The 20,276-nt window shown below is 71.3% G+C and carries 18 protein-coding genes and 2 pseudogenes; 6 read left to right on the plus strand and 14 right to left on the minus strand.

What is annotated here, in order from left to right:
* From AB0K09_RS03045 to AB0K09_RS03075, 7 genes are all read right to left on the minus strand, one after another.
* Window positions 1-339: ATP-binding cassette domain-containing protein (locus tag AB0K09_RS03045; protein ID WP_366063482.1), on the minus strand; the 339-nt coding region annotated here is incomplete at its 3' end.
* Window positions 329-1,324, minus strand: coding sequence for an ABC transporter ATP-binding protein (locus AB0K09_RS03050; protein WP_366063483.1), 996 nt, complete (start codon window positions 1,322-1,324; stop codon window positions 329-331). The genes AB0K09_RS03050 and AB0K09_RS03045, both read right to left, overlap by 11 nt.
* A gap of 11 nt (window positions 1,325-1,335) precedes the next feature.
* Window positions 1,336-2,340, minus strand: a complete 1,005-nt coding sequence (locus AB0K09_RS03055) for an ABC transporter permease (protein WP_366063484.1) — start codon at window positions 2,338-2,340, stop codon at window positions 1,336-1,338.
* Window positions 2,333-3,256 carry an ABC transporter permease gene (locus AB0K09_RS03060; protein ID WP_366063485.1) on the minus strand — a complete coding sequence of 308 codons (924 nt, stop codon included), beginning with the start codon at window positions 3,254-3,256 and terminating at the stop codon, window positions 2,333-2,335. The genes AB0K09_RS03055 and AB0K09_RS03060 overlap by 8 nt, the downstream gene beginning before the upstream one ends.
* A gap of 1 nt (window position 3,257) precedes the next feature.
* Complete coding sequence (locus AB0K09_RS03065; RefSeq protein ID WP_366063486.1) at window positions 3,258-4,898, minus strand: ABC transporter substrate-binding protein; 1,641 nt, start codon at window positions 4,896-4,898, stop codon at window positions 3,258-3,260.
* 285 nt (window positions 4,899-5,183) lie between these two features.
* A complete protein-coding gene (locus AB0K09_RS03070) occupies window positions 5,184-6,236 on the minus strand; it encodes a hypothetical protein (RefSeq protein ID WP_366063487.1) in 1,053 nt (350 codons plus the stop codon).
* 119 nt (window positions 6,237-6,355) lie between these two features.
* A complete protein-coding gene (locus tag AB0K09_RS03075; protein ID WP_366063488.1) occupies window positions 6,356-7,021 on the minus strand; it encodes an MSMEG_1061 family FMN-dependent PPOX-type flavoprotein in 666 nt (221 codons plus the stop codon).
* Between the two features lie 175 nt (window positions 7,022-7,196).
* Here AB0K09_RS03075 and AB0K09_RS03080 point away from each other — a divergent pair.
* Window positions 7,197-7,376 (plus strand): annotated as a pseudogene (locus tag AB0K09_RS03080) (XRE family transcriptional regulator); the annotation flags it as partial.
* Between the two features lie 2 nt (window positions 7,377-7,378).
* Here the strand turns inward: AB0K09_RS03080 and AB0K09_RS03085 are convergent.
* Window positions 7,379-8,542, minus strand: coding sequence for a barstar family protein (locus tag AB0K09_RS03085; RefSeq protein ID WP_366063489.1), 1,164 nt, complete (start codon window positions 8,540-8,542; stop codon window positions 7,379-7,381).
* A gap of 63 nt (window positions 8,543-8,605) precedes the next feature.
* On the opposite strand from AB0K09_RS03085, the gene AB0K09_RS03090 reads away from it, so the two are divergent.
* Window positions 8,606-9,154: a hypothetical protein gene (locus AB0K09_RS03090; protein ID WP_366063490.1), complete on the plus strand. Its 549-nt coding sequence runs from the start codon at window positions 8,606-8,608 to the stop codon at window positions 9,152-9,154.
* 25 nt (window positions 9,155-9,179) lie between these two features.
* Here AB0K09_RS03090 and AB0K09_RS03095 read toward each other — a convergent pair whose 3' ends face one another.
* The 6 genes from AB0K09_RS03095 to AB0K09_RS03120 form a co-directional block, all read right to left on the minus strand.
* Window positions 9,180-10,169, minus strand: a complete 990-nt coding sequence (locus tag AB0K09_RS03095; RefSeq protein ID WP_366063491.1) for an oligopeptide/dipeptide ABC transporter ATP-binding protein — start codon at window positions 10,167-10,169, stop codon at window positions 9,180-9,182.
* Window positions 10,166-11,146, minus strand: coding sequence for an ABC transporter ATP-binding protein (locus AB0K09_RS03100; RefSeq protein ID WP_366063492.1), 981 nt, complete (start codon window positions 11,144-11,146; stop codon window positions 10,166-10,168). Before AB0K09_RS03100 ends, AB0K09_RS03095 begins: the two co-directional genes overlap by 4 nt.
* 18 nt (window positions 11,147-11,164) lie before the next feature.
* Entirely contained in the window at window positions 11,165-12,142 is a 978-nt protein-coding gene (locus AB0K09_RS03105; protein WP_366063493.1) for an ABC transporter permease, read from the minus strand.
* Window positions 12,143-12,146: 4 nt separating this feature from the next.
* Window positions 12,147-13,952: an ABC transporter substrate-binding protein gene (locus tag AB0K09_RS03110; protein WP_366063494.1), complete on the minus strand. Its 1,806-nt coding sequence runs from the start codon at window positions 13,950-13,952 to the stop codon at window positions 12,147-12,149.
* Window positions 13,953-14,021: 69 nt separating this feature from the next.
* Window positions 14,022-14,972: an ABC transporter permease gene (locus tag AB0K09_RS03115; protein ID WP_366063495.1), complete on the minus strand. Its 951-nt coding sequence runs from the start codon at window positions 14,970-14,972 to the stop codon at window positions 14,022-14,024.
* A gap of 120 nt (window positions 14,973-15,092) precedes the next feature.
* Window positions 15,093-17,216, minus strand: a complete 2,124-nt coding sequence (locus AB0K09_RS03120; protein ID WP_366063496.1) for an alpha/beta fold hydrolase — start codon at window positions 17,214-17,216, stop codon at window positions 15,093-15,095.
* Window positions 17,217-17,482: 266 nt separating this feature from the next.
* Here AB0K09_RS03120 and AB0K09_RS03125 point away from each other — a divergent pair, with 266 nt between their 5' ends.
* From AB0K09_RS03125 to AB0K09_RS03140, 4 genes and pseudogenes are all read left to right on the plus strand, one after another.
* Window positions 17,483-17,677: a hypothetical protein gene (locus AB0K09_RS03125; RefSeq protein WP_366063497.1), complete on the plus strand. Its 195-nt coding sequence runs from the start codon at window positions 17,483-17,485 to the stop codon at window positions 17,675-17,677.
* A 42-nt stretch (window positions 17,678-17,719) separates the two neighbouring features.
* Window positions 17,720-18,652 carry an N-acetyl-1-D-myo-inositol-2-amino-2-deoxy-alpha-D-glucopyranoside deacetylase gene (mshB, locus tag AB0K09_RS03130; protein WP_366063498.1) on the plus strand — a complete coding sequence of 311 codons (933 nt, stop codon included), beginning with the start codon at window positions 17,720-17,722 and terminating at the stop codon, window positions 18,650-18,652.
* Complete coding sequence (locus AB0K09_RS03135) at window positions 18,649-19,038, plus strand: DUF6113 family protein (protein ID WP_366063500.1); 390 nt, start codon at window positions 18,649-18,651, stop codon at window positions 19,036-19,038. Before mshB ends, AB0K09_RS03135 begins: the two co-directional genes overlap by 4 nt.
* Window positions 19,039-19,277: 239 nt before the next feature.
* Window positions 19,278-20,276 (plus strand): annotated as a pseudogene (locus AB0K09_RS03140) (hypothetical protein); the annotation flags it as partial.

The raw sequence follows: 20,276 nt of genomic DNA on the forward strand, positions 1-20,276 counted from the left end.
CCGCGGGTTCAGCGAGGTGTACGGGTCCTGGAACACCATCTGGATGTTCCGGCGCACCGCCTTCAGCGCACGCCCCGACAACTTCGTGATGTCCTCGCCCTTGTAGCGGATGCAGCCGGCGGTGGGGCGTTCCAGATTCATCAGCAGCCGGGCGACGGTGGACTTGCCGCAGCCCGACTCGCCGACGACGCCCAGCGTTTCGCCGTGCCGCAGGTCGATGGAGACGCCGTCGACGGCCTGGACCGCGCCGATCTGCTTCTTGAGGACGATGCCCCGCGTGACCGGGTAGTGCTTGACCAGGTTCCGCACCTCCAGCAGCGCCTCCGGCTCAGTCGTCACGGAGGGTCTCCTCCCAGAAGTGGCACGCGCTGGTGCGGCCCGGGCCCACGGTGTGCAGCGGGGGACGGTCCGTGCGGCAGACGTCCTGGGCGCGCGGGCAGCGCGGATGGAAGGGGCAGCCGGACGGGACGGCCGTGAGACTTGGCGGCAGGCCCTTGATCGCGTACAGCTCCCGGCCCTTGCGGTCCAGGCGCGGGATCGAGTCCAGGAGCCCGCGCGTGTACGGGTGCGCGGGCGCGCGGTACAGCTCGTGGACCGGGGAGGTCTCGACGATGCGGCCGGCGTACATCACGGCGATCTTGTCCGCGACGTCGGCGACGACACCGAGGTCGTGGGTGATCAGGATCAGACCCATGTTGTACTCGCGCTGGAGCTCCGCGAGCAGGTCCATGACCTGGGCCTGGACCGTCACGTCCAGGGCCGTGGTCGGCTCGTCCGCGATGATCAGCTCCGGCTCCAGCGCCAGCGCCATGGCGATCATGATGCGCTGACGCATACCGCCCGAGAACTGGTGCGGATAGTCGTTCACCCGCTGCTTCGCCGCCGGGATGCGCACCCGTTCCATGAGACGGACGGCCCGCGCACGGGCGTCCTTGCGGGCCATGGACTGATGGACCTCGAACATCTCGGCGAGCTGCGCGCCCACCGTCATCACCGGGTTGAGGGAGGACAACGCGTCCTGGAAGATCATGGCGAGCTTGGCGCCGCGCAGCCGGCGCCGCGTCTCGGCGCCCATGGCCAGCAGGTCCTTGCCGCGGAAGAGGACCTCGCCGCCGGTGATCCGGCCGGGCGGCGAGTCGAGGATGCCCATGACGGCCTGCGCGGTGACGGACTTGCCGGAGCCCGACTCGCCGAGCACGGCCAGCGTCTCGCCGGCGGCGACGCGGTAGGAGACGCCGTTGACCGCCTTGGCGACGCCGTCCCGGGTGCGGAACTCCACGTGCAGATCACGCACGTCCAGCAAAGTCGTCTCCCGGTCTGCCATCCGCCCGCTCCTCAGCGCAGCTTGGGGTCGAGGGCGTCGCGCACCGCGTCGCCGAGCATGATGAACGCGAGCACCGTGACGCTCAGCGCACCCGCCGGCCACAGCAGCATGTGCGGGGCGTTGCGGATGAGCGTCGAGGCGTTGGAGATGTCGATGCCCCAGGACACCGTGGGCGGTTTGAGGCCGACGCCGATGAACGAGAGCGTCGCCTCCAGCGCGATGTACGTGCCCAGGGCGATCGTCGCCACGACGATGACCGGCGCCACCGCGTTGGGCGCGATGTGCCGCAGCAGCAGCCGCCCGTCGCCCGCGCCCAGGGCGCGCGCCGCCTGCACGTAGTCGTGCTGACGGGCGCTGACAACCGCGCCGCGCGCGATGCGCGAGATCTGCGGCCAGCCGAGCAGCACGATGAAGCCGACGACCGGCCAGATCGAGCTGCCCGTCACCACCGACAGGAAGACCAGGCCGCCCAGGATGATCGGGATACCGAAGAACACGTCCGCGAGCCGTGAGAGCAGCCCGTCCCACCAGCCGCCGTAGAAGCCGGCCAGCCCGCCCAGCACGCTGCCCAGCAGCGTGGCCCCGGCGGTGGCGCACAGCCCGACGGTGACGGAGGCACGCGCGCCGTAGACCGTACGGGTGTAGACGTCACAGCCCTGCGCGTCGAAGCCGAAGGGGTGCCCGGGCTCGGGCCCGTCCTGCGCCTTGGCCAGGTCGCAGCTCAGCGGATTGCCGCTCGCGATCAGCCCCGGCCACAGGGAGATCACGACCAGGAAGACGATGACCAGGGCCGAGCCGATGAAGACCGGGTTGCGCCGCAGGTCGTGCCAGGCGTCCGACCACAGGCTGCGCGGCTTGCGGTGGACCGGGCCCGAGGGGGCCGGCAGCGGTGGCTGCGGCTGGGCCAGGGACTGCTCCAGCGACTCCGCGTCGCTGCCGGCCATGCTCATCGCCCCGCCGGCGCCGGCAGGGGTCACGGCGTCCTTCGCCGGGTCGTACGGCGCGGGCTCAGGCATAGCGGATCCTCGGGTCGAGCACGGCGTAGAGGAGGTCGACGATCAGATTGGCCAGCAGGAAGACGATGACGAGGACGGTCACGAAGCCGACGACGGTCGGCGAGTTCTGCCGCAGGATGCCCTGGTAGAGCTGGAAGCCGACGCCCCGGATGTTGAAGATCCGCTCGGTGACGATGGCGCCACCCATCAGGGCGCCGATGTCGGTGCCGATGAACGTCACCACCGGGATGAGCGAGTTGCGCAGCAGATGCCGGACGACGACCCGGTGGCGGGGCAGCCCCTTGGCGACGGCGGTGCGCAGGTAGTCCGCGCGCAGGTTCTCGGCGATGGACGTACGCGTCAGCCGCGTGACGTACGCGAGCGAGGTCAGCGCGAGCACCAGGCCCGGCAGCAGCAGCTCGTCGAACGGCGCCTCGGGCGAGACGGACGGGGTGACGACGTCCCACTTCACGCCGACGACGTACTGCAGGACGTAACCGCTGACGAACGTCGGGACGGAGACCACGATCAGGGTGAGCAGCAGGACGGTGGTGTCCGCCGACCGCCCGCGCCGCAGCCCGCCGAGTACGCCGAGCGCGATGCCGGCGGCGATCTCGACGACAACGGCGACGAGCGTCAGCCGCAGCGTGATCGGGAAGGCGCTGCCCATCAGCTCGGTGACCGGCTGCCCGTTGAAGGCGGTGCCGAAGTCCCCGGTGAGGATCTGGCCCATGTAGTGCGCGTACTGCTTCCACAGCGGCTCGTCGAGAAAGAGCTCGTGGCGGATGCGGGCGGCCGTGGCGGGGTCGGGCGCCTTGTCGCCGAAGAGCGCGGCGACGGGGTCGCCGAGGGCGTAGACCATGAAGAAGATCAGGAACGTGCTGCCGACGAACACCGGGATCATCTGCAGCAGCCGCCGGATCACGTACCGCCCCATCTCAGCCGACCTCGATCTGCTCGTAGACGGGCACGCTGAAGGAGTTGAGCGCCACGCCGGTGACGCCCTCGGAGTAGCCGGCGCTGCCGTTCTGGTACCAGAGCGGGATGGCCGGCATCTGCCGGGCGAGGATCCGCTCCGCCTCCCGGAACGTGGCCACCGCCCTGGCCCGGTCGGACTCGGCGTTCGCCTCGTCGACCAGCTTGTCGAAGGCCGGGTCGCTGAACTTGCCGTAGTTGGAGGAGGCGTCGGTGTAGTACAGCGGCTGGAGGAAGTTCTGCACCAGCGGGTAGTCCATCTGCCAGCCGGAGCGGAACATGCCGGTGATCTGCCGGCCCGCGACCTGGTTGCGGAAGTCGGCGAACGTGCCGACCGGGTCGACCGTGCACGCCCGGTCCCGGTGCAGGGCGTTGTTGATGCTGTTGCAGACGGCGTCCATCCACACCCGGTGCGAACCGGTGTCGACGTTCGAGGTGACGGTCACATGCCCGCCCGGCAGCCCCCCGCCCTCCTGGATCAGCCGCTGGGCCTCCCGCGGATCGTAGGTACAGGCCGCGCCGCACAGGCCCGGGCTGTAGCCGCCCTTCGCGCCCAGGACGGGGGAGGTCCAGTCGGTGGCCGGAGTGCGGGTCTTCCGGTAGATCTGGTCGGTGATCCGCTGCCGGTCGATGGCCATCGACAGGCCGCGCCGCACCTTCTCCATCCCGCTCTTCGTCCACCTCTTGTCGTCCATCGGGAAGTCCAGGGTCTGGATGATCCCGGCCGGCTGGTTGATGTACCGCCCGTCCAGGTCCTTCTTCGCGTTGCGCAGCTGGGCGCTGGGGATGTCGTCGACGAGGTCGAGGTTGCCGGCCAGGAGGTCGGTGTACGCGGTGTTGTTGTCGGTGTAGACCCGCAGCTCGATGCCCTTGTTGCGGGCCCGGTCGGGCCCCGGGTAGTCCTCCCGCCGGCGCAGCCGCATGGCCGAGCCCCGGCTGTACGAGTCGATCACGTACGGGCCGTTGCCGACCGGCTTGCGCAGCCACGCCTCGTGGTGCTCGAAGAACGCGCCGGGCAGCGGCGCGTAGGCGGCGTAGCCGAGGGTGTCGGGCCAGGTGGAGAACGTGGTCCGCAGTCGGACGCTGAAGACCCGGTCGCTCTTGACGGACAGCCCGGCGAGCGTCTTCGCGGTGGCCGCCCCGCTCTCCGGGTGCACCTTGTCGTAGCCGTCGATGTACTCGAAGAACGAGGCGTTCTTCTGCTTGTTGTCGATCAGGGCGCCGTAGTTCCAGGCGTCGACGAAGGAACGGGCGGTGACCCGCTCGCCGTCGCTGAACGTCCAGCCGTCCTTGACGGTGATGGTGAAGGTCCGCTGGTCGGAGCTCTCGATCTTCTCCGCCAGCATGTTCACGGCGGCGCCGGTGCGGGGGTCGTACCGCTTGAGCCCCCGGAAGACCATGTCGAGGACCTTGCCGCCCTGCACCTCGTTGGTGTTGGCGGGCTCCAGCGGATTCTGCGGATCCCCCCAGGAGGCCCGCACCCACCCCGGCCCGGCCCCGCCCCCGCTCCCGCACGCGGCGGTGAGCGGCGCGAGGAGCACGACCGCGAGCACCCCGCACACCGCCCACCGGCCCCTGCCGTGCGCGCGTGCGCGTGCCCGCATGGGCTCCTCCTCACGACGGTCCGGTGCGGCGGTGACGTATGGTCAGATAACACCTCATTCGGTGCCGGTGTGATGCTGCGCCCGATCGACGGGGGAGAAACCGCCCGTATGCGTGAATGACGGCTGACCGGGGAGGAGGGCTCCGCGATGCCTGCGTAGCGTTGGAAGCGGAAGCAGCGATGTTGTGGCTCTCACCCGGTTCGCGGAACACGCCGAGGAACTGTGGGCCAGGGGTGTGCCTGCCGAGCCCGAGGCCTGAAATCGGCGTGGTCTTCCGCCCGCCCGCTAGGACCGCGTCGCCCTCGCGCACTCGTCCCCGGAGGACTTGCCCTGCCCGACCGGCGTGCTGCGGTCGTACGGGTCGACCTCCGTGCCGGCTGCGTCCGCCCGGCGGTCCGTGCCGAAGGGCGGGGTGAAGTAGCCCGTGGCGGCGCCGCAGCCGCCGTTGGTCATGTCGTACTTGTACGAGACGATCGAGAACGTGCCCGGCTCGGTGATCACCTTGGCGGGGTCGTCCCAGCTCAGGACCAGCTCACGCCGGACGATCGTGCGCACGATCTCGTCGTCGCCGCCCGGGTCCGCACGGGTGACCGGGTAGACGAAGGTGACGTCGGCGGTCACCAGGAGCGCGCCGCGCTCGCCCTCTCGGTACGTGAGCCGGCCCCGGGTCTTCACGACGTCGCCGACCAGGTGGGTGCGGGAGGGCTGGAAGCGGCTGAAGAGGAGGAGGGGGTCGTTCTTCTCGCTCGGGGTTCGGAAAGCGGTCTTCAGGAGATCTTGGACGTCCTTCTGGTGCGGGTTGATCAGTGCGATCGCCTTCTCCGGCCTCTCGCCCCGCAGCACCCCGCGGTCCAGGCCGGACGCGACGAGGAAGTCCCGGCTGCGGGCGAGGGCCTGCTCGACCTCGGCCGCGCTCATCCAGCCGACCGCCTCGGCCTTCGGCACGGTGATCCCCGCCACTCCGCTCGCCCAGCTCGCCGCCGGCGAACCCCGGAACGGCTCGTCCCTGGTGGGACGTTGGGCCGCCTCCGCCGGGGAGTCGGCTCCGGCGAACAGGTCCACTATTCGCCCCGGCGCGAGCGCCACCACCAGCAGCACCAGCGAGGCCAGCAGCCCGACCACGTACCAGCCCGTGCGCCGCTTGGGCCGCGCGGGCGTGTAGCTGCGCCAGCCCTCCACGCCGCGGCCGGACTCCGCGCGCAGCCGCTTCGCCACATCGCGGGCCCGCGCCGACGGCTCCTTGGGCGCGTCGGCGACACCCGCCACCGACTCGCGCAGAAACCGCTCCCACTCCTCGTCGGATCTGGACGAGCCGTCCGCCCCGGTACCCGTACCCATCCCCAACCCCCAGGCGATCAGTAGTCCGCGGCCCACTCCCCTGGGACGCGTCCGCATCATGACACGGAGCACTGACAGTGAGTCCGGCTGGGCGGACGGTGTGGGCGTCACCGAGGCATTCACTCGTAACGCAGGCGCAGTGACTCCCGTTCGGCCTCCTCGATCTGATCGATGGTCAGGCCCGGCAGGTTCAGCTGGGCCAGCGTCACCTCGGCGCTGGTCGGCTGGGCGTCAGCGGGCACCCACCGCTCCGGTTGCCAGGCGTTGGCGCGCATCAGCGACTTCGGGCAGTGCGGATAGACCTGCTCGACATGCACCACAATCGCCGTGACCGGCGGTTTTCCAACGGGAGTGAGTCGGGCGAGCAGCTCCGGGCGCGCCGAGACGCAGGCGCGGCCATTGACCCGCAGCGTGGTCGGGCGGCCGGGGATGAGGAAGAGCAGCCCTACGCGTCCGGTCTGCAGCACGTTGTGCATCGTGTCGAGCCGCTTGTTGCCGGTCGCGTCGGGGATCACCAAGGTCCGCTCGTCCAGCACCGAGACGAACCCGGCCGGGCCGCCACGCGGCGTCACGTCCGCCCGGCCCTCGGCGTCCGCACTGCCGATGAACACCAGCGAGGAACAGCCGATCAGCGCCCGGGTCCCCTCGGTCAGGCGGTCGGTCTCCTTGCGGAGCGCGTTCGGGTTCGGCTGCGGGTAGAGCTCGCGCAGCTGGTCCGGGCTGGTGAGGGCGTCCGCCCGGAGGGATTCGAAGAGCAAGCCGTCGGCCTCAGTGTCGATCGTCATACGGACGACCCTAGAAGACGGCACGGCCGCAGCCTGCACAGTTTGCTGCCCAAGCTTCACGAACGCGGCCTGGTCGTGCCGGTCTGACGCGCACGGTCCGCCCGGAGCCCCGTTCAGCCGACGCGGAAGCAGCGATGTTGTGGCCGAAGGCGGTCAGGGACCGGCTCAAGACGGGCTGTCCGTCCTCCGCTTCGACGACGAAGCGCTCGTGACACCGCACCTCGCGACGCTGGGAGGCCACGATTCGCCGCTGCTGCACCTACGGCGCTGCGGCTTTGACGGGCTGTTCACCCGGTTCGCGGAATACGCCGAGGAACTGTGGGCCAGGGGTGCGCCTGCCGAGGCCGAGGCCTGAACTCAACGCAGGACGACTTCGACGCCAGAGCGTTCGAGCAGCTGCACGACGTCCTCGAAGTAGGACAGCCCGCGTTCCGGGTCGGACATCTCCTCGGCCAGCGCCTTGCGGGCGACGTCGGCGTCGTGCCAGACGAGTGTGAACGGGGCGGCTATGCCGAAGCCGCCGTGCAGGCAGTCCTGGAAGGAGGCCCAACCCCGCCCGAAGTAGCGGCCCGGTCCCACCAGCGCCTCGGCCATCGCGCAGTGCAGGCCGGGTGCGTCCGTGACGAACCGGCCGTCGAGGTGGTGTACGCCGCCCGAACGGTCGGGGCCCTGCTCGCTCATGCCGGTGGCCGTCAGGTCGAGCCATGCGGTTCGGCCCTGCGAGGTGTGGAGAGCCCACTGATTCGGGGTCGAGGGGATGCCCTCGTGCCAGGCTGCCCATACAGGCCGGGCGGCCAGTGGGGGTCTGTCGTCGCCGCCGGCGGTCAGTGTGATGTCGATCAGGGTGCCCCCGAGCACCGAGGGCCGTGCGCTCGTGATGCTCAGGCCCACCATGTGCTCGTGCATCTTCCGGCCGTTGCGATCGAGCGTCCACAGCCCGGCCCAGTCGCGCTCCCAACGACGTGGTTTTCGCAGGACGGCGAGCAGGGGCTCCTCGGGTGCGCAGCCGATGAGCCCGATGGGAGTCGGCGGCGGGTCCTTCCGCTCGGCGAACATGCCGTCCACACCCGCGCAGTGTCCGGCGGGTATGGCAGCGACGGTGTTGCTCGTGAACAGTCGGAAGCGCGGGGACAGCGGCAGGTCGTGCGACCACACCTCCTTCTCCTTGACCCCGGCTCCCACGGTGACGTCGACGAGCGAGGGATCCTCGCTGTTCGGGCGGCAGGCGATGACGACGGTGTCAACCAGGGTCCACCACTGCAGGGGCTGGTGGTCGTCCCAGACCTCGACGCATACGTCGCCCAGCGGCCGGGTCGCGGAGAGCGCCTCGCGCAGCGGTCCGAGCGGAGCGCATCCCCGCAGGGTCAACACCTCCCGGGGAGGTGGCACGTCGTCCATGAACAGGCCCTCGACGCCCGCGCAGCGTGCCCAGAGGCGGCCCCGGTCGTCCTCGTCCTGGCGCACCAGCAGATGCCTGACCGGGAACGTCCGGTCCCAGGAAGTGTGGTCTTCGGCCCGCACCCGACCCCCGACTGTTCGAATAAATTGCTGGAACAAGCACGATACGTGTGAGGAAGGCGGCTGGTGAACGACTTAAAGCGCGGCGGCTACCACGCGGTGACAAGACTGCGCTGCCCAAGGGCCGAGGAGCCCGGTCCCGGCTTCGAGGAGGACGCGGCTCTCCTCTTCCTGGAACGGCTGGCCGAGCAGGGCCGGGTCGCCATCATCTCGGCCGACGGGCGAACGAACCCTGGTGAAGCCCGGTGGGAGTTCCATCTCCTTCCTGGCATGGGAGCCCCCGAGGAATCGCGCGAACGGATCCGGACCGCGGGGGCCTCGGCCGGTCAGTGTCTGTGTCTCGCCGTTCCGCGGCTGTGTGCGGGCGGGCTGCCCGTGAGCGAGGAGGAATTTCCCGTCGAGGGAACAGGCACCCTGGTCCTGGACTGGCTGGTGGAGCACGGCATGACGGTCTTCCTCAAGGCGGACGGCGATCGCCCCGCGCTCGGGTGGACCCTTCTCGTCCAAGGTGGCCCGCTGACCGAACTGCTGCGCAACGGCGGCCGCACGGCCGCAGCCTGCCTGCACAGTTTGCTGCCCAAGCTTCACGAACGCGGCCTGGTCGTGCCGGTCTGACGCGCACGGCCGCCCGGGGCCCCGTTCAGCCGACAGGGAAGTGGCACGCCGTCAGGTGGTCCGGCCCGCCGGCCGGGGCCAGTGGGGGTTCCTGTTCCGCGCAGAGCGGCTGGGCCTTCCAGCAGCGGGTGCGGAAGCGGCAGCCCGTCGGGGGGTCGATGGGGGACGGGACGTCCCCCGTCAGGCGGATGCGCTCCCGGGCAGGGGCGGCGCCCGGGTCCGCGTCCGCCGGTTCGGGGACTGCCGAGAGGAGGGCGTGGGTGTAGGGGTGGCGGGGGCGGTCGTAGATCGCGTCCCGGGGGCCCGATTCGACGATCTTGCCGAGGTACATGACCGCGACGCGCTGCGAGAAGTGGCGGACCACCGCCAGATCGTGCGCGATGAAGAGGAAGGCGATGCCGAGCTCACGGCGCAGACGGCTGAGGAGGTTGACGACCTGGGCCTGGATGGAGACGTCGAGGGCGGAGACCGGCTCGTCCGCCACGATGACCTTGGGGTCGAGGGCGAGCGCGCGGGCGACGCCGATGCGCTGGCGCTGACCGCCGGAGAATTCGTGGGGGAAGCGGTTGTAGTGCTCCGGGCTGAGGCCGACCGTCTCCAGGAGCTCCCGGGCGCGGGCCTCGCGGCCGCCCGGTGGGGTGATGTGGTTGATCTCCATGGGGCCGGTGATGATGCGGCCGACCGTCTGACGGGGGTTCAGCGAGGCATAGGGGTCCTGGAAGATCATCTGGATCTCGGAGCGGATCGGGGCCAGCTGCCGGCGGCCGGCGTGGGTGATGTCCTCGCCGCGGTAGAGGATGCGGCCGGAGGTCGGTTCCAGGAGACGGGTGAGCAGCCGGCCGGTGGTGGACTTGCCGCAGCCGGACTCGCCGACGAGGCCGAACGCCTCGCCCTCCCGTACGGCGAGGTCGATGCCGTCGACGGCCTGGACGGCGCCGACGGTGCGGCGGACGGGGAAGCCGCCCCGGACGGGGAAGTGCTTGGTCAGGCCCTGGGCCGTGAGGAGGTCGGTCATCGGGTCCGCTCCGTCGGGAGGTGGCAGGCCGAGCCGTGGCCGGGGCCGAGCGTGGGGCGCTCGGTGCGGCAGCGGTCGCCGCCGACCTCGGCGGTGTGGCGGCAGCGCGGATGGAACGGGCAGCCCGGTGGTGGGTCGAGCAGGCTCGGCGGGGAGCCGGGAATGGGCACGAGGGGCTGGTCGGCGTCGGTGGCCAGGCGGGGCATGGAGCCGAGCAGCCCCCAGGTGTAGGGGTGCCGGGGCGTGCGCAGCACCTCGCGGGCGGTGCCGCGCTCGACGGCGCGGCCGGCGTACATGACCAGCAGGTCGTCCACCGTGTGGGCGACGACGCCGAGGTCGTGGGTGATGAGGACGATCGCGGAGCCGGTCTGCTGCTGGAGGTCCTTCAGCAGGTCGAGGATCTGGGCCTGGACGGTGACGTCGAGGGCGGTGGTCGGCTCGTCGGCGATCAGCAGCTCCGGGTCGCAGACCAGCGCCATGGCGATCATGGCGCGCTGGCGCATGCCGCCGGAGAACTGGTGCGGGTAGTCGTCCACGCGCAGGGCGGGGGTCGGGATGCCGACGCGTGCGAGCATCTCGACGGCCCGTTGCCGGGCCTCACGGCGCGACGCGCCGGTGTGCTTGCGGTAGGGCTCGGCGATCTGGCGGCCGACGGTGTAGTAGGGCGAGAGCGCGGTGAGCGAGTCCTGGAAGATCATGGCCATCTTGTCGCCGCGCAGCTTCTCCAGGGCGGACTCGGAGGCGGTCGTCAGCTCCTGCCCGTCCAGCAGGATCCGGCCCCGGACCTCGCTGGTGCGCGGGTCGTGCAGCCCGAGCACGGCGAGGCTGGTGACGGACTTGCCGGAGCCGGACTCGCCGACGATGCCGAGGGTGCGGCCGCGCTCGAGCTCGAAGGAGAGGCCGTCGACGGCCTGTACGACGCCGTCCTCGGTGCGGAAGCGGACGTACAGGTCCTGCACGGACAGGAATGCGGGCAACAGCGGCCTCCGAACGGGCTAGGCGAGCCGCACGCGCGGATCGATGACGGCGTACGCGGCGTCGACGACGATGTTGGCCACGACGATCGCCGTGCAGCCGACGAGCATCACGGCCATCAGCGTCGGCAGGTCGGTCTCGCTCACCGAGGAGACGGCGAGCCGGCCGAGCCCGTGCAGGCTAAAGGTGAACTCCGTGATGATCGCGCCGCCGAAGAGCGAGCCGAGGTCGATGCCGAAGATGGTGACGATCGGGGCCAGCGCGCCGCGCCAGGCGTAGCGGAGGAAGACGGTGCGGCGGCCGAGCCCCTTGGCGCGGGCGGTGCGGACGTGGTCCTCGCCGAGCTGCTCGATCATCTGGGAGCGGGTCATGCGGCTGTAGTTGGCGATGAAGATGATGGACAGCACCAGCCAGGGGACGATCATCCCCGTGAACCACTTGACGGGGTCCTGGGTGATCGGGTGGTACGCGGGGTTGTCCATCCAGTGCAGCCCGCTGACCAGGACGGCGAGGGCGATGACGCCGACGAAGTAGATCTGCAGCGAGTTCCCGATGAGGGAGAGCGAGCTGAAGAGCTTGTCGATCCAGGTGCCCCGGAACGCGGCGGCGATCATGCCGATGCCCACGCCGACGACGAGGAAGACGGCCGCGCCGCCGAGCGTGATGGACAGGGTGGTGGGGAAGCGGTCGACGATCGTGCCCCAGACGGGCTGCTGGTTGGAGAAGGAGTAGCCGAAGCAGGGCGCCGGGCAGTGGCCCACGGAGAAGTCACGGCCGGCGAAGATGCCGGCCATGTAGTGCCAGTACTGGACGGGCACCGGCTGGTCGAGGCCCAGGTTCTTGTTGATGACCGCCAGGGCGTCCGGGGTGCAGTTCTTCCCGCAGGACATCAGGGCCGGCTCGGAGGGCAGCGCGAAGAAGAGGAAGAACGTGATCGCGCTGATCAGCAGGATGATGACGATCGCGCCGAGGACGCGGCGGGCGAGGAATCTCAGCATGGCGCTACTTCACGTACACGCCGGTCGGGTCGACCGTCCCGTAGACCGGGTGGTAGCGGACCCCGCCCAGCCCCGAACCCCAAAGGGAGAACTGCAGGTTGTAGAAGGTGGGGACGCCGGGCACGTCCTCGGTGAGGATCCGGTCGGCCAGCTTCTGCCACTCGGGGGCGGCCTTCTTCACGTCCGGGATCGCGCTGATGCGGTCGACCTCGGCGTTGACGGCGGGGTCGTTCAGATGGCCGTAGTTCTGGCTGCCGTCCGCGATCTGCCGGCCGTCGAAGAGCGGCGCGACGACGGTCGCCGAGACGGGCCAGTCGGCGCCCCAGGAGGTGCGGTAGATGTCGAACTTGTTGTCCACCTCGGCGATCGCGGTCCGCCAGGTGTTGGAGTCGATCTCCTTCTTCTGCACCTTGAAGCCCGCGCGCTCCAGCGCCTGGGTGACGACGACGGAGACCTTCTGCTGCACGTCGGTGTTGGGGTAGGCGTAGACGATCTCCTGTCCCTCCTTGCCGGCCTCCTTCAGCAGCTGCCGCGCCTTGTCGGGGTCGCCCGCGGGCTTGGCCTTCTTGCCGTACGGGTCGGTGGGCTGGTAGCCGTCCATGGCGGGGGAGAGGTAGTTGCCGGCGATGATCCCGCCGGTCGCCCCGCCGACCTGCTGGACGATCTGCCCGTTGGGCATCGCGTAGGCGAGCGCCTTGCGGACCCGGACGTCCTTGAGCCGGCTGGTGTTGAAGCTGATGTAGTCGACGTACGGCTGGACCTCCACGAAGCGGCGCGCCTTGGTGTCGGCCTGGTTCAGCACCTTCTCGGTCATCTCGGGCGCGACCGCGTTGCTGAAGGACAGGGCGGTCCTGTCGGCGCCCTGGTCGGCGAGGAAGCGCCGGGTGGAGTCGGCGTACTGGTGGCCGAAGCTGATCTCGAACCGGTCGGCGTACTGGTGGCGGACCGGGTCGGTCTTCGGGTCCCAGTTCTCGTTGCGGACGAGGGTGAGGGACTTGCCCACCTTGAAGTCGGCGACCTTGTACGGGCCGGTGGAGAAGGGCGCGTTGTCGTACTTGCGCTGGGTGTCCTTGTCCTTCTTCACCGCGCCGATGTTCGGCATGGCGGTGGCGAACGGGGTGTCGGCGTGCGGCGCGCGGAAGTGGAAGACCACCGTCTTCTCGTCGGGGGTGTCCAGGACGGAGGACGGCAGATGGCCGCCGTTGTACGGGCCGTCCGGCAGCGCCTTGCGGAAGTCGTTGCCGTCGCCGGAGAGCCACTGAGGGATGTAGAGCGGGCCGTCGGTCTCGAAGGAGGCGTAGAGCCGCTCGATGCCCCAGCGGACGTCCTGGGCGGTGACCGGCGAGCCGTCCTCGAACTTCAGCCCGTCCTTCAGGGTGAAGGTCCAGGTCTTCCCGCCGTCGGAGGAGCGGCCGGCGTCGGTCGCGAGGTCGCCGACGACCTTGACCCGGCCCCGGTCGTCGACCTTGTAGGTGGTCAGGCTGCGGTTGTAGAGCATCTGGTTCGCCAGCACGTCGGCGAAGTAGATCTGCCCCGGGTCGAGGTGGTTGAAGGCGTCGCGCTGGAGGACGGTGACGGTGCCGCCCTTCTTGGCGCCGGCGACCTCGGGGGCGGGGCCGGTGGAGTCGTCCTTGCCGCCGATGGAGTAGTTCGAGGACTTGTTCTTGTCCTCGCCCGGCCCCTGGCTCGTCGCGCCGCCACCCCCTCCGCCGCCACCGCTGCTGCACGCGGAGAGCACCAGGGCTCCGGCCGCCAGGGCCACGGCGGACAGCCGGGCTCTGTGCCTGGGGGACCTCGTCGTAGCGGTCATCGGTGGATGCACCTGCCTGTCCGTAGCCTGCCTGACGACTTGCCGACTTACCGGTTCAGTGGGTGGTTCTCAGCGCGTGGTCCTGGGGTCGAAGGCGTCCCGGACCGAGTCCCCGAGCAGGTTGAAGGCGACGACGAAGGCGATCATCGCGAGCCCGGGGAAGAAGATGTAGGTGATGTCGCTCTCGTAGTAGTGGGCGCCGTTGGCGAACATCCGTCCCCAGTCGGGGGTGGGTTCCACGATGCCGACGCCGATGAAGGAGAGTCCCGCCTCGACGGTGACGAAGGCGGGCAGCATCAGCGTCGCCTGGACGAGGATCGGCGTCCAGAGGTTGGGCAGCAGCTCCCGGCTGATGACGCGCCACGGCGAGGCGCCGGTGACCTTCGCCGCCTCGATGAACTCGCGCTCCCGCAGGCTCAGCACCTGGCCGCGCAGCAGCCGCGCCAGCCCCATCCAGCCCAGCACCCACAGCACCAGGATCAGCGTCAGCACGCGCAGATAGGTGGGTGTCTCCTTCTCCGGGCTGACGAAGAGCGAGTAGACGACCGGAGTGAAGGCGATGAAGGACAGCTGGCTCGGGAAGGCGAGCAGCAGATCGATGAACCGCCCCAGCAGATAGTCGGTGCGCCCGCCCGCGTATCCGGCGGTGACGCCGATCAGGACGCCCGTCAGGACGCACAGCACGGTGGCGGCGGTGGCGATGAGCAGGGAGGTGCGGATGCCGTAGACGAGCTGGGTGAGCACGTCCCGGCCGAGGGTGGGCTCCAGGCCGAACCAGAAGCGGCCGGAGATCCCGCCGTTGGGTCTGACCGGGTAGCCGAACTCATTGAGCAGGCCCTGCTCGTCCAGGCCGTAGGTGGTGGTGGGGTTCTTGCCGTAGAGCCCGGAGATCAGCGGGGCGGCGAGGGCGACGACGAAGAAGAGGACCACCACGCAGGCCGAGGCGACGCCGGAACGGTCGCGCCGGAAGCGGCGCCACATCAGCTGGCCGGGTGAGCGGCCGACGAGCTCGTTCGGCATGGCGAACTCCCCAGCGTCGTCTTCTGGATGAGCGGGACTTTCGCAATGGTTTTCGGGAGCGTCAAGGGGGCCGGGGGGTTGCCATTCCCCCGGCCCGCGCCCGTGCCGTAACCGGAGGGGTTACTTCCTGGGCTCCAGCGCCCGCTTCAGGAAGTCGACCTGCAACAGCAGCAGGTTCTCCGCGACCTGCTCCTGCGGCGTCATGTGGGTCACGCCCGACAGCGGCAGCACCTCGTGGGGGCGGCCGGCCGCGAGGAGCGCCGAGGAGAGGCGGAGGGTGTGGGCAGCCACCACGTTGTCGTCGGCCAGGCCGTGCACGATCATCAGGGGGCGGTGCCGCTCGGCCGCCTCCGAGAGGCCGGCGGCGGTGATCAGGGAGTTGCGGGCGTAGACCTCGGGCCGCTCGTCCGGGTGGCCGAGATAGCGCTCGGTGTAGTGCGTGTCGTACAGCAGCCAGTCGGTGACGGGCGCGCCCGCGACGCCCGCGTGGAAGACGTCGGGGCGGCGCAGGACGGCGAGGGCGGCCAGATAGCCGCCGTACGACCAGCCGCGGATGCCGACCCGGTCCAGGTCGAGGGGGTACTCGCCGGCCAGCGCGTGCAGGGCCTCGACCTGGTCGTCGAGGGTGGCGCCCGCGAAGTCCTCGTGGATGGCCTTCTCCCAGGCGGGCGAGGTGTGCGGGGTGCCCCGGCCGTCGGCCACGATCACGGCGAAGCCCTGGTCGGCGAACCACTGGGACGTCAGATGGGCGTTGTGCGCGGCCACCACGCGCGCGGCCCCCGGGCCGCCGTACGGGTCCATGAGGACCGGGAGCGGACCGTCCGCCTCGGTGTAGCCGGTGGGCAGCAGGACGGCGCACGGGATGCGGCGCGCGCCGGCGCGTGTGAGGTGCGCGCGGGCGGTCAGCACCGGCGTCTCGGCGTACGAGCCGACGGTGGCGATCTGCTTGCCGTCGCGCTCGACCCGTACCTCGGCCCCGGGCCGGTCCGGGAAGGCCGACGCCAGCACCGTGACCGCGCCCGAGCGCACCGCGGAATGGCGGCCCGGCTCGCGGGTCAGCCGCTCGGCGCCCTGCTCGCCGACCCGGTAGAGGTGCATCTCGCCCGTCTCCGGCTCCGCCGCCTCCGGGCCGGCGAACGCGGCGATCAGCACGTCGTCCTCCGCGACGTCCAGCACGGCGCAGACGTGCAACTCGGGCCCGGTCAGCGTCCGGTCGCCCACCACCAGGGCCCGCGCGCCGGACTCGTCCGACATCCGTACGAGCCTGCCGTCCGGCGTCCAGGCCGGCACCCCGGCGAAGAGTTCCAGCCAGATGCCGTCCTGCTCGGTGCACACCACGCGCGTGGCGCCCGTGGCGGTGTCGACCGTCAGGTACGCCTGGGAGCGCTGGTCCCGCGACTGGACGAGCAGCAGCGGCGGGCCGCCGGCGGACCAGTGCACCCGGGCCAGATAGGGGTGGCGCTCGCGGTCCCACTCGACGTCCGTCCGGGAGCCGTCCAGACCGAGCAGGGCCAGCGTCACCTCGGCGTTCGGGGTGCCGGCGGCCGGATACGCGATCTCGGCCGGCGCCTCGCCGGGGTTGGCCGGGTCGGCGATCCACCAGCGGCGCACGGGTGCGTCGTCCGCGCGGGCGGCCAGCAGGACGTCGCCGTCGGGGGACCACCAGAAGCCCCGCGAACGGTCCATCTCCTCCTGGGCGATGAATTCGGCCAGGCCCCAGCTGACGGTCGGGCCCTCCGGCTCCGCCAGCACCCGGTCGCCGCCGCCCTCGGCGCCCACCACGCGCAGGGCGCCCCCGGTCACGTACGCCACGTGCCGGCCGTCGGGGGACGGGCGCGGGTCGACGACCGGCCCGGGCACGGGCAGTTCGCGTGCCGTGCCGCCGCGCAGCTCGGCGACGAAGAGCCGCCCCGACAGGGAGAACGCCGCCAATTCGGCCGTGGCGTCGACCGCGTAGCCGACCACGCCCGCCGATCCCTCGCGGGTGCGCTCGCGCCGCGCCCGCTCCTCGGCCGACAGCTCCTCGTCGGCGCCGCCCAGCAGCACGGCCGGATCGGCGGCCGGGTACTCCCGCCCGGAGTCGAGGTCCAGCACCCACAACACGCCCGTCCGGTCGGTGCCGCCGCGCGAGCGCAGGAAGACGACACGCGAGCCGTCCGGGGACACGGTGAACGCACGGGGCGCGCCGAGCGAAAAGCGCTGGGTACGGGCGTACTGACGGGGGAAGGAGAGCTGAGCGGTCATGGACCCGGAGCCTACGGTCCTGTACCACGCGGTGCACCTGGTTAGGCGAGAACTCGCCGTGCGCCCCGGTTTTGCTCCTGTGCACCGAGTCATGCGCACGCACGGAAAGTTATGATCGCTCGCACATAGTGGGTATGGCGTCCGTGGCATGCGTATGTCCGACCTCCGGCGGGCATGGGTATGCCGTCGTACGCCTGTCGCGTATGCCGCTGATGTATGCCGTTGCTTCATGCCGTCCGACCGTGCGTCCCTGGAGGTGAACCGCTGTGGCACTCTCGATCTCCGTAGTGGTGCTGCTGGCGATCGTCGTCTTCATGCTCTGCCGGAAGTCCGGCCTGAAGGCGGGCCACGCCGCGGTCTGCGTGCTGCTGGGGTTCTACCTCGCCAGCTCGTCCGTGGGGCCGACGATCCACCAGCTCACGACGTCGGTCACCGGCATGATCAGCAACATCAAGTTCTAGGGGCGACCGGCCGGGCCCGGCCGGTCCTCGTAGGCTGGTGCCATGACCGACCTTCCCGGCCGCCGGCTGCTCCTGGTGCACGCGCACCCGGACGACGAATCGATCAACAACGGCGCGACCATGGCCAAGTACGCCGCCGAGGGTGCCCACGTCACGCTTGTGACCTGCACGCTCGGCGAAGAGGGCGAGGTGATCCCGCCCGGGCTCGCCCATCTGGCCGCCGACCGGGAGGACACCCTGGGCGCGTACCGGCGGGGCGAACTCGCCGCCGCCATGAAGGAGCTGGGGGTCACCGACCACCGCCTCCTCGGCGGCCCCGGCCGCTACCGCGACTCCGGCATGATGGGCGCCCCGCAGAACGAGCGCCCCGGCTGCTTCTGGCGGGCCGACGTCGACGAGGCCGCCGCGTCCCTCGTTGAGGTGATTCGCGAGGTGCGCCCGCAGGTCCTCGTCACCTATGACCCCGACGGCGGCTACGGTCACCCCGACCACATCCAGGCCCACCGCGTCGCCATGCGCGCCGCCGAACTCGCCGCGGAACCGGCGTTCCGCCGGGATCTGGGCGAACCCCACCGGATCGCCAAGGTCTACTGGAACTGCGTGCCGCTCTCCGTCGTCGAGGAGGGCTTCGCGCGGCTGCGCGAGGCCGGCGAGGAGATCTCCTTCCCCGGTGTCGCCTCGCCCGCCGACGTGCCGGGCGTCCTGCCGGACGAGGAAGTGACCGCCGCCATCGACACCACCGCGTACGCGCCCGCGAAGGCCGCCGCCATGCGGGCCCATGTCACGCAGATCGCCGTGGACGGCCCCTTCTTCGCGCTCTCCAACGACCTGGGTCAGCCGCTCTTCGCCGTCGAGTACTACCGGCTCGTGCGGGGCACGGCCGGCGCGCCGGGTGAGCACGGCCGCGAGGACGACCTCTTCGCCGGACTCGACACGGAAAACGGCGCGATGTCCGGTACGGGGGTGGCTCGGTGAGTGGCCTCACGACTCCCCTGAGCGCCGGGCGCCTCGCCGCGTACGCGGGGCTCGCCGTCCTCGGTTTCGTGGTCGGGGTCGCCGGCGCGCTCGTCCAAGGCGGCTGGTTCCCGGGCGGCTTGCTGCTCGCCCTGCTCGCGCTCGCCGGGCTCTGCCACGGCGGGGCCACGGCCACCCGCAGCAGAATCGGCGGGGCGGCGCCCGGCGCGGGCTGGCTCGTCTCCGTGCTGCTGCTGTCCGCCACCCGGGCCGAGGGCGACTTCCTCTTCGGCGCGGGGCTCGGCTCGTACATCTTCCTGCTGGGCGGCATGACCGTGGCTGTGATCTGCGCCACGATTCCGAAGCTGCCGCAACCGGGCGGGCCTGCGGCCCGACTTGGCAAGTGACGAGACGCATTCCGCCTGGACTGGCGCCCGGTTCCCCGATCGGGTGACACCCGGGTGGCACGGGGTACGCGCGTGTGTGCCGTGCTCACCGTCGCCGGATGGTCCGGCGGTCGTCAAGTGCGTGCGCGTGGTTGCCCAGTATGGTGGTGCGCGCCGCCGAGCCTCCCCTGGCCTCCGGCAAGTGGGCGACCCGAAGCGAGGTCACAGAGGGCGGCGAAGAGTAACCGGGAGAACCTGCTTTGAGCCGTGAATCTGACAGTTCGTCCTCCGGGCCCCAGGGGCGTGGAGGCGCGTACCCCTCCGCCTCCGGCGAGGGTCCGAAGGCCGAGGGGCCCAAGACCGAGACTCAGCTGACGACGCGGATCCGCATCAACATCCCGGGCTCGCGCCCCATCCCGCCGGTCGTCATGCGCAGCCCGGCGGCCTCCGGCCGGGGTGCCGAGCAGAGCGGCGCGCCCGCCGAGCCGAGCGCTCCCGCGGCCCCCGCCGCCGAGGTGCCGGACGAGACGGGCTCCCTGGGCCCGGACGCCGAGGAGAAGACCAGCGACTGGTTCTCCCCGCGCAAGCCGGGCGCTTCCCGGCCCGCCGCCCCGGCTCCGGCCGCCCCGCCGACCGGACCGCGCACCCGGCCGAACGGCTCCACGGCCCACCAGTCCACGACCGCCGGCCTGCCCCGCCGCCCCGTGCGCGGTGGCACCAACGCCGCGCCGGGCAACGGCGCACCCACAGGCGCGGCCGCTCCCGCGCCGGGCGCCCCGGCGGGCGGCGCCGCGCCGTGGCAGGGCGACGCGTCGACGACCGGCGCGAACCCGCTCCTGGTCGACCCGACGGCCGGCCCCAACCCCCTCCTGGAGGGCCCGGCGGCAAGCGCGAACCCCGCCCCGGGCGCCCCCGCCGGTGCGCCGTGGCCGGCTGACGGTTCGATGACCGGTGCGGGTCCGGTTCCGGGTGGTTCCGCCGGTGGGCAGTGGCCGGCTGACGGTTCGACGACCGGTGCGGGTCCGGTGCCGGGCGGTGCTGTCGATGACTGGCCGGTCGATTCCGCGATGACCGGCACGGGCCCCGTTCCGGGGGCCCCGATGGGCGGTGGTGCGCCGTGGCCGGCTGACGGTTCGACGACCGGTGCGGGTCCGGTGCCGGGTGGTGCTGTCGATGACTGGCCGGTCGATTCCGCGATGACCGGCACGGGCCCCGTTCCGGGGGCCCCGATGGGCGGTGGTGCGCCGTGGCCGGCTGAC

It is taken from the genome of Streptomyces sp. NPDC049577 (genome assembly GCF_040675635.1).
Taxonomy (GTDB): Bacteria; Actinomycetota; Actinomycetes; order Streptomycetales; family Streptomycetaceae; genus Streptomyces.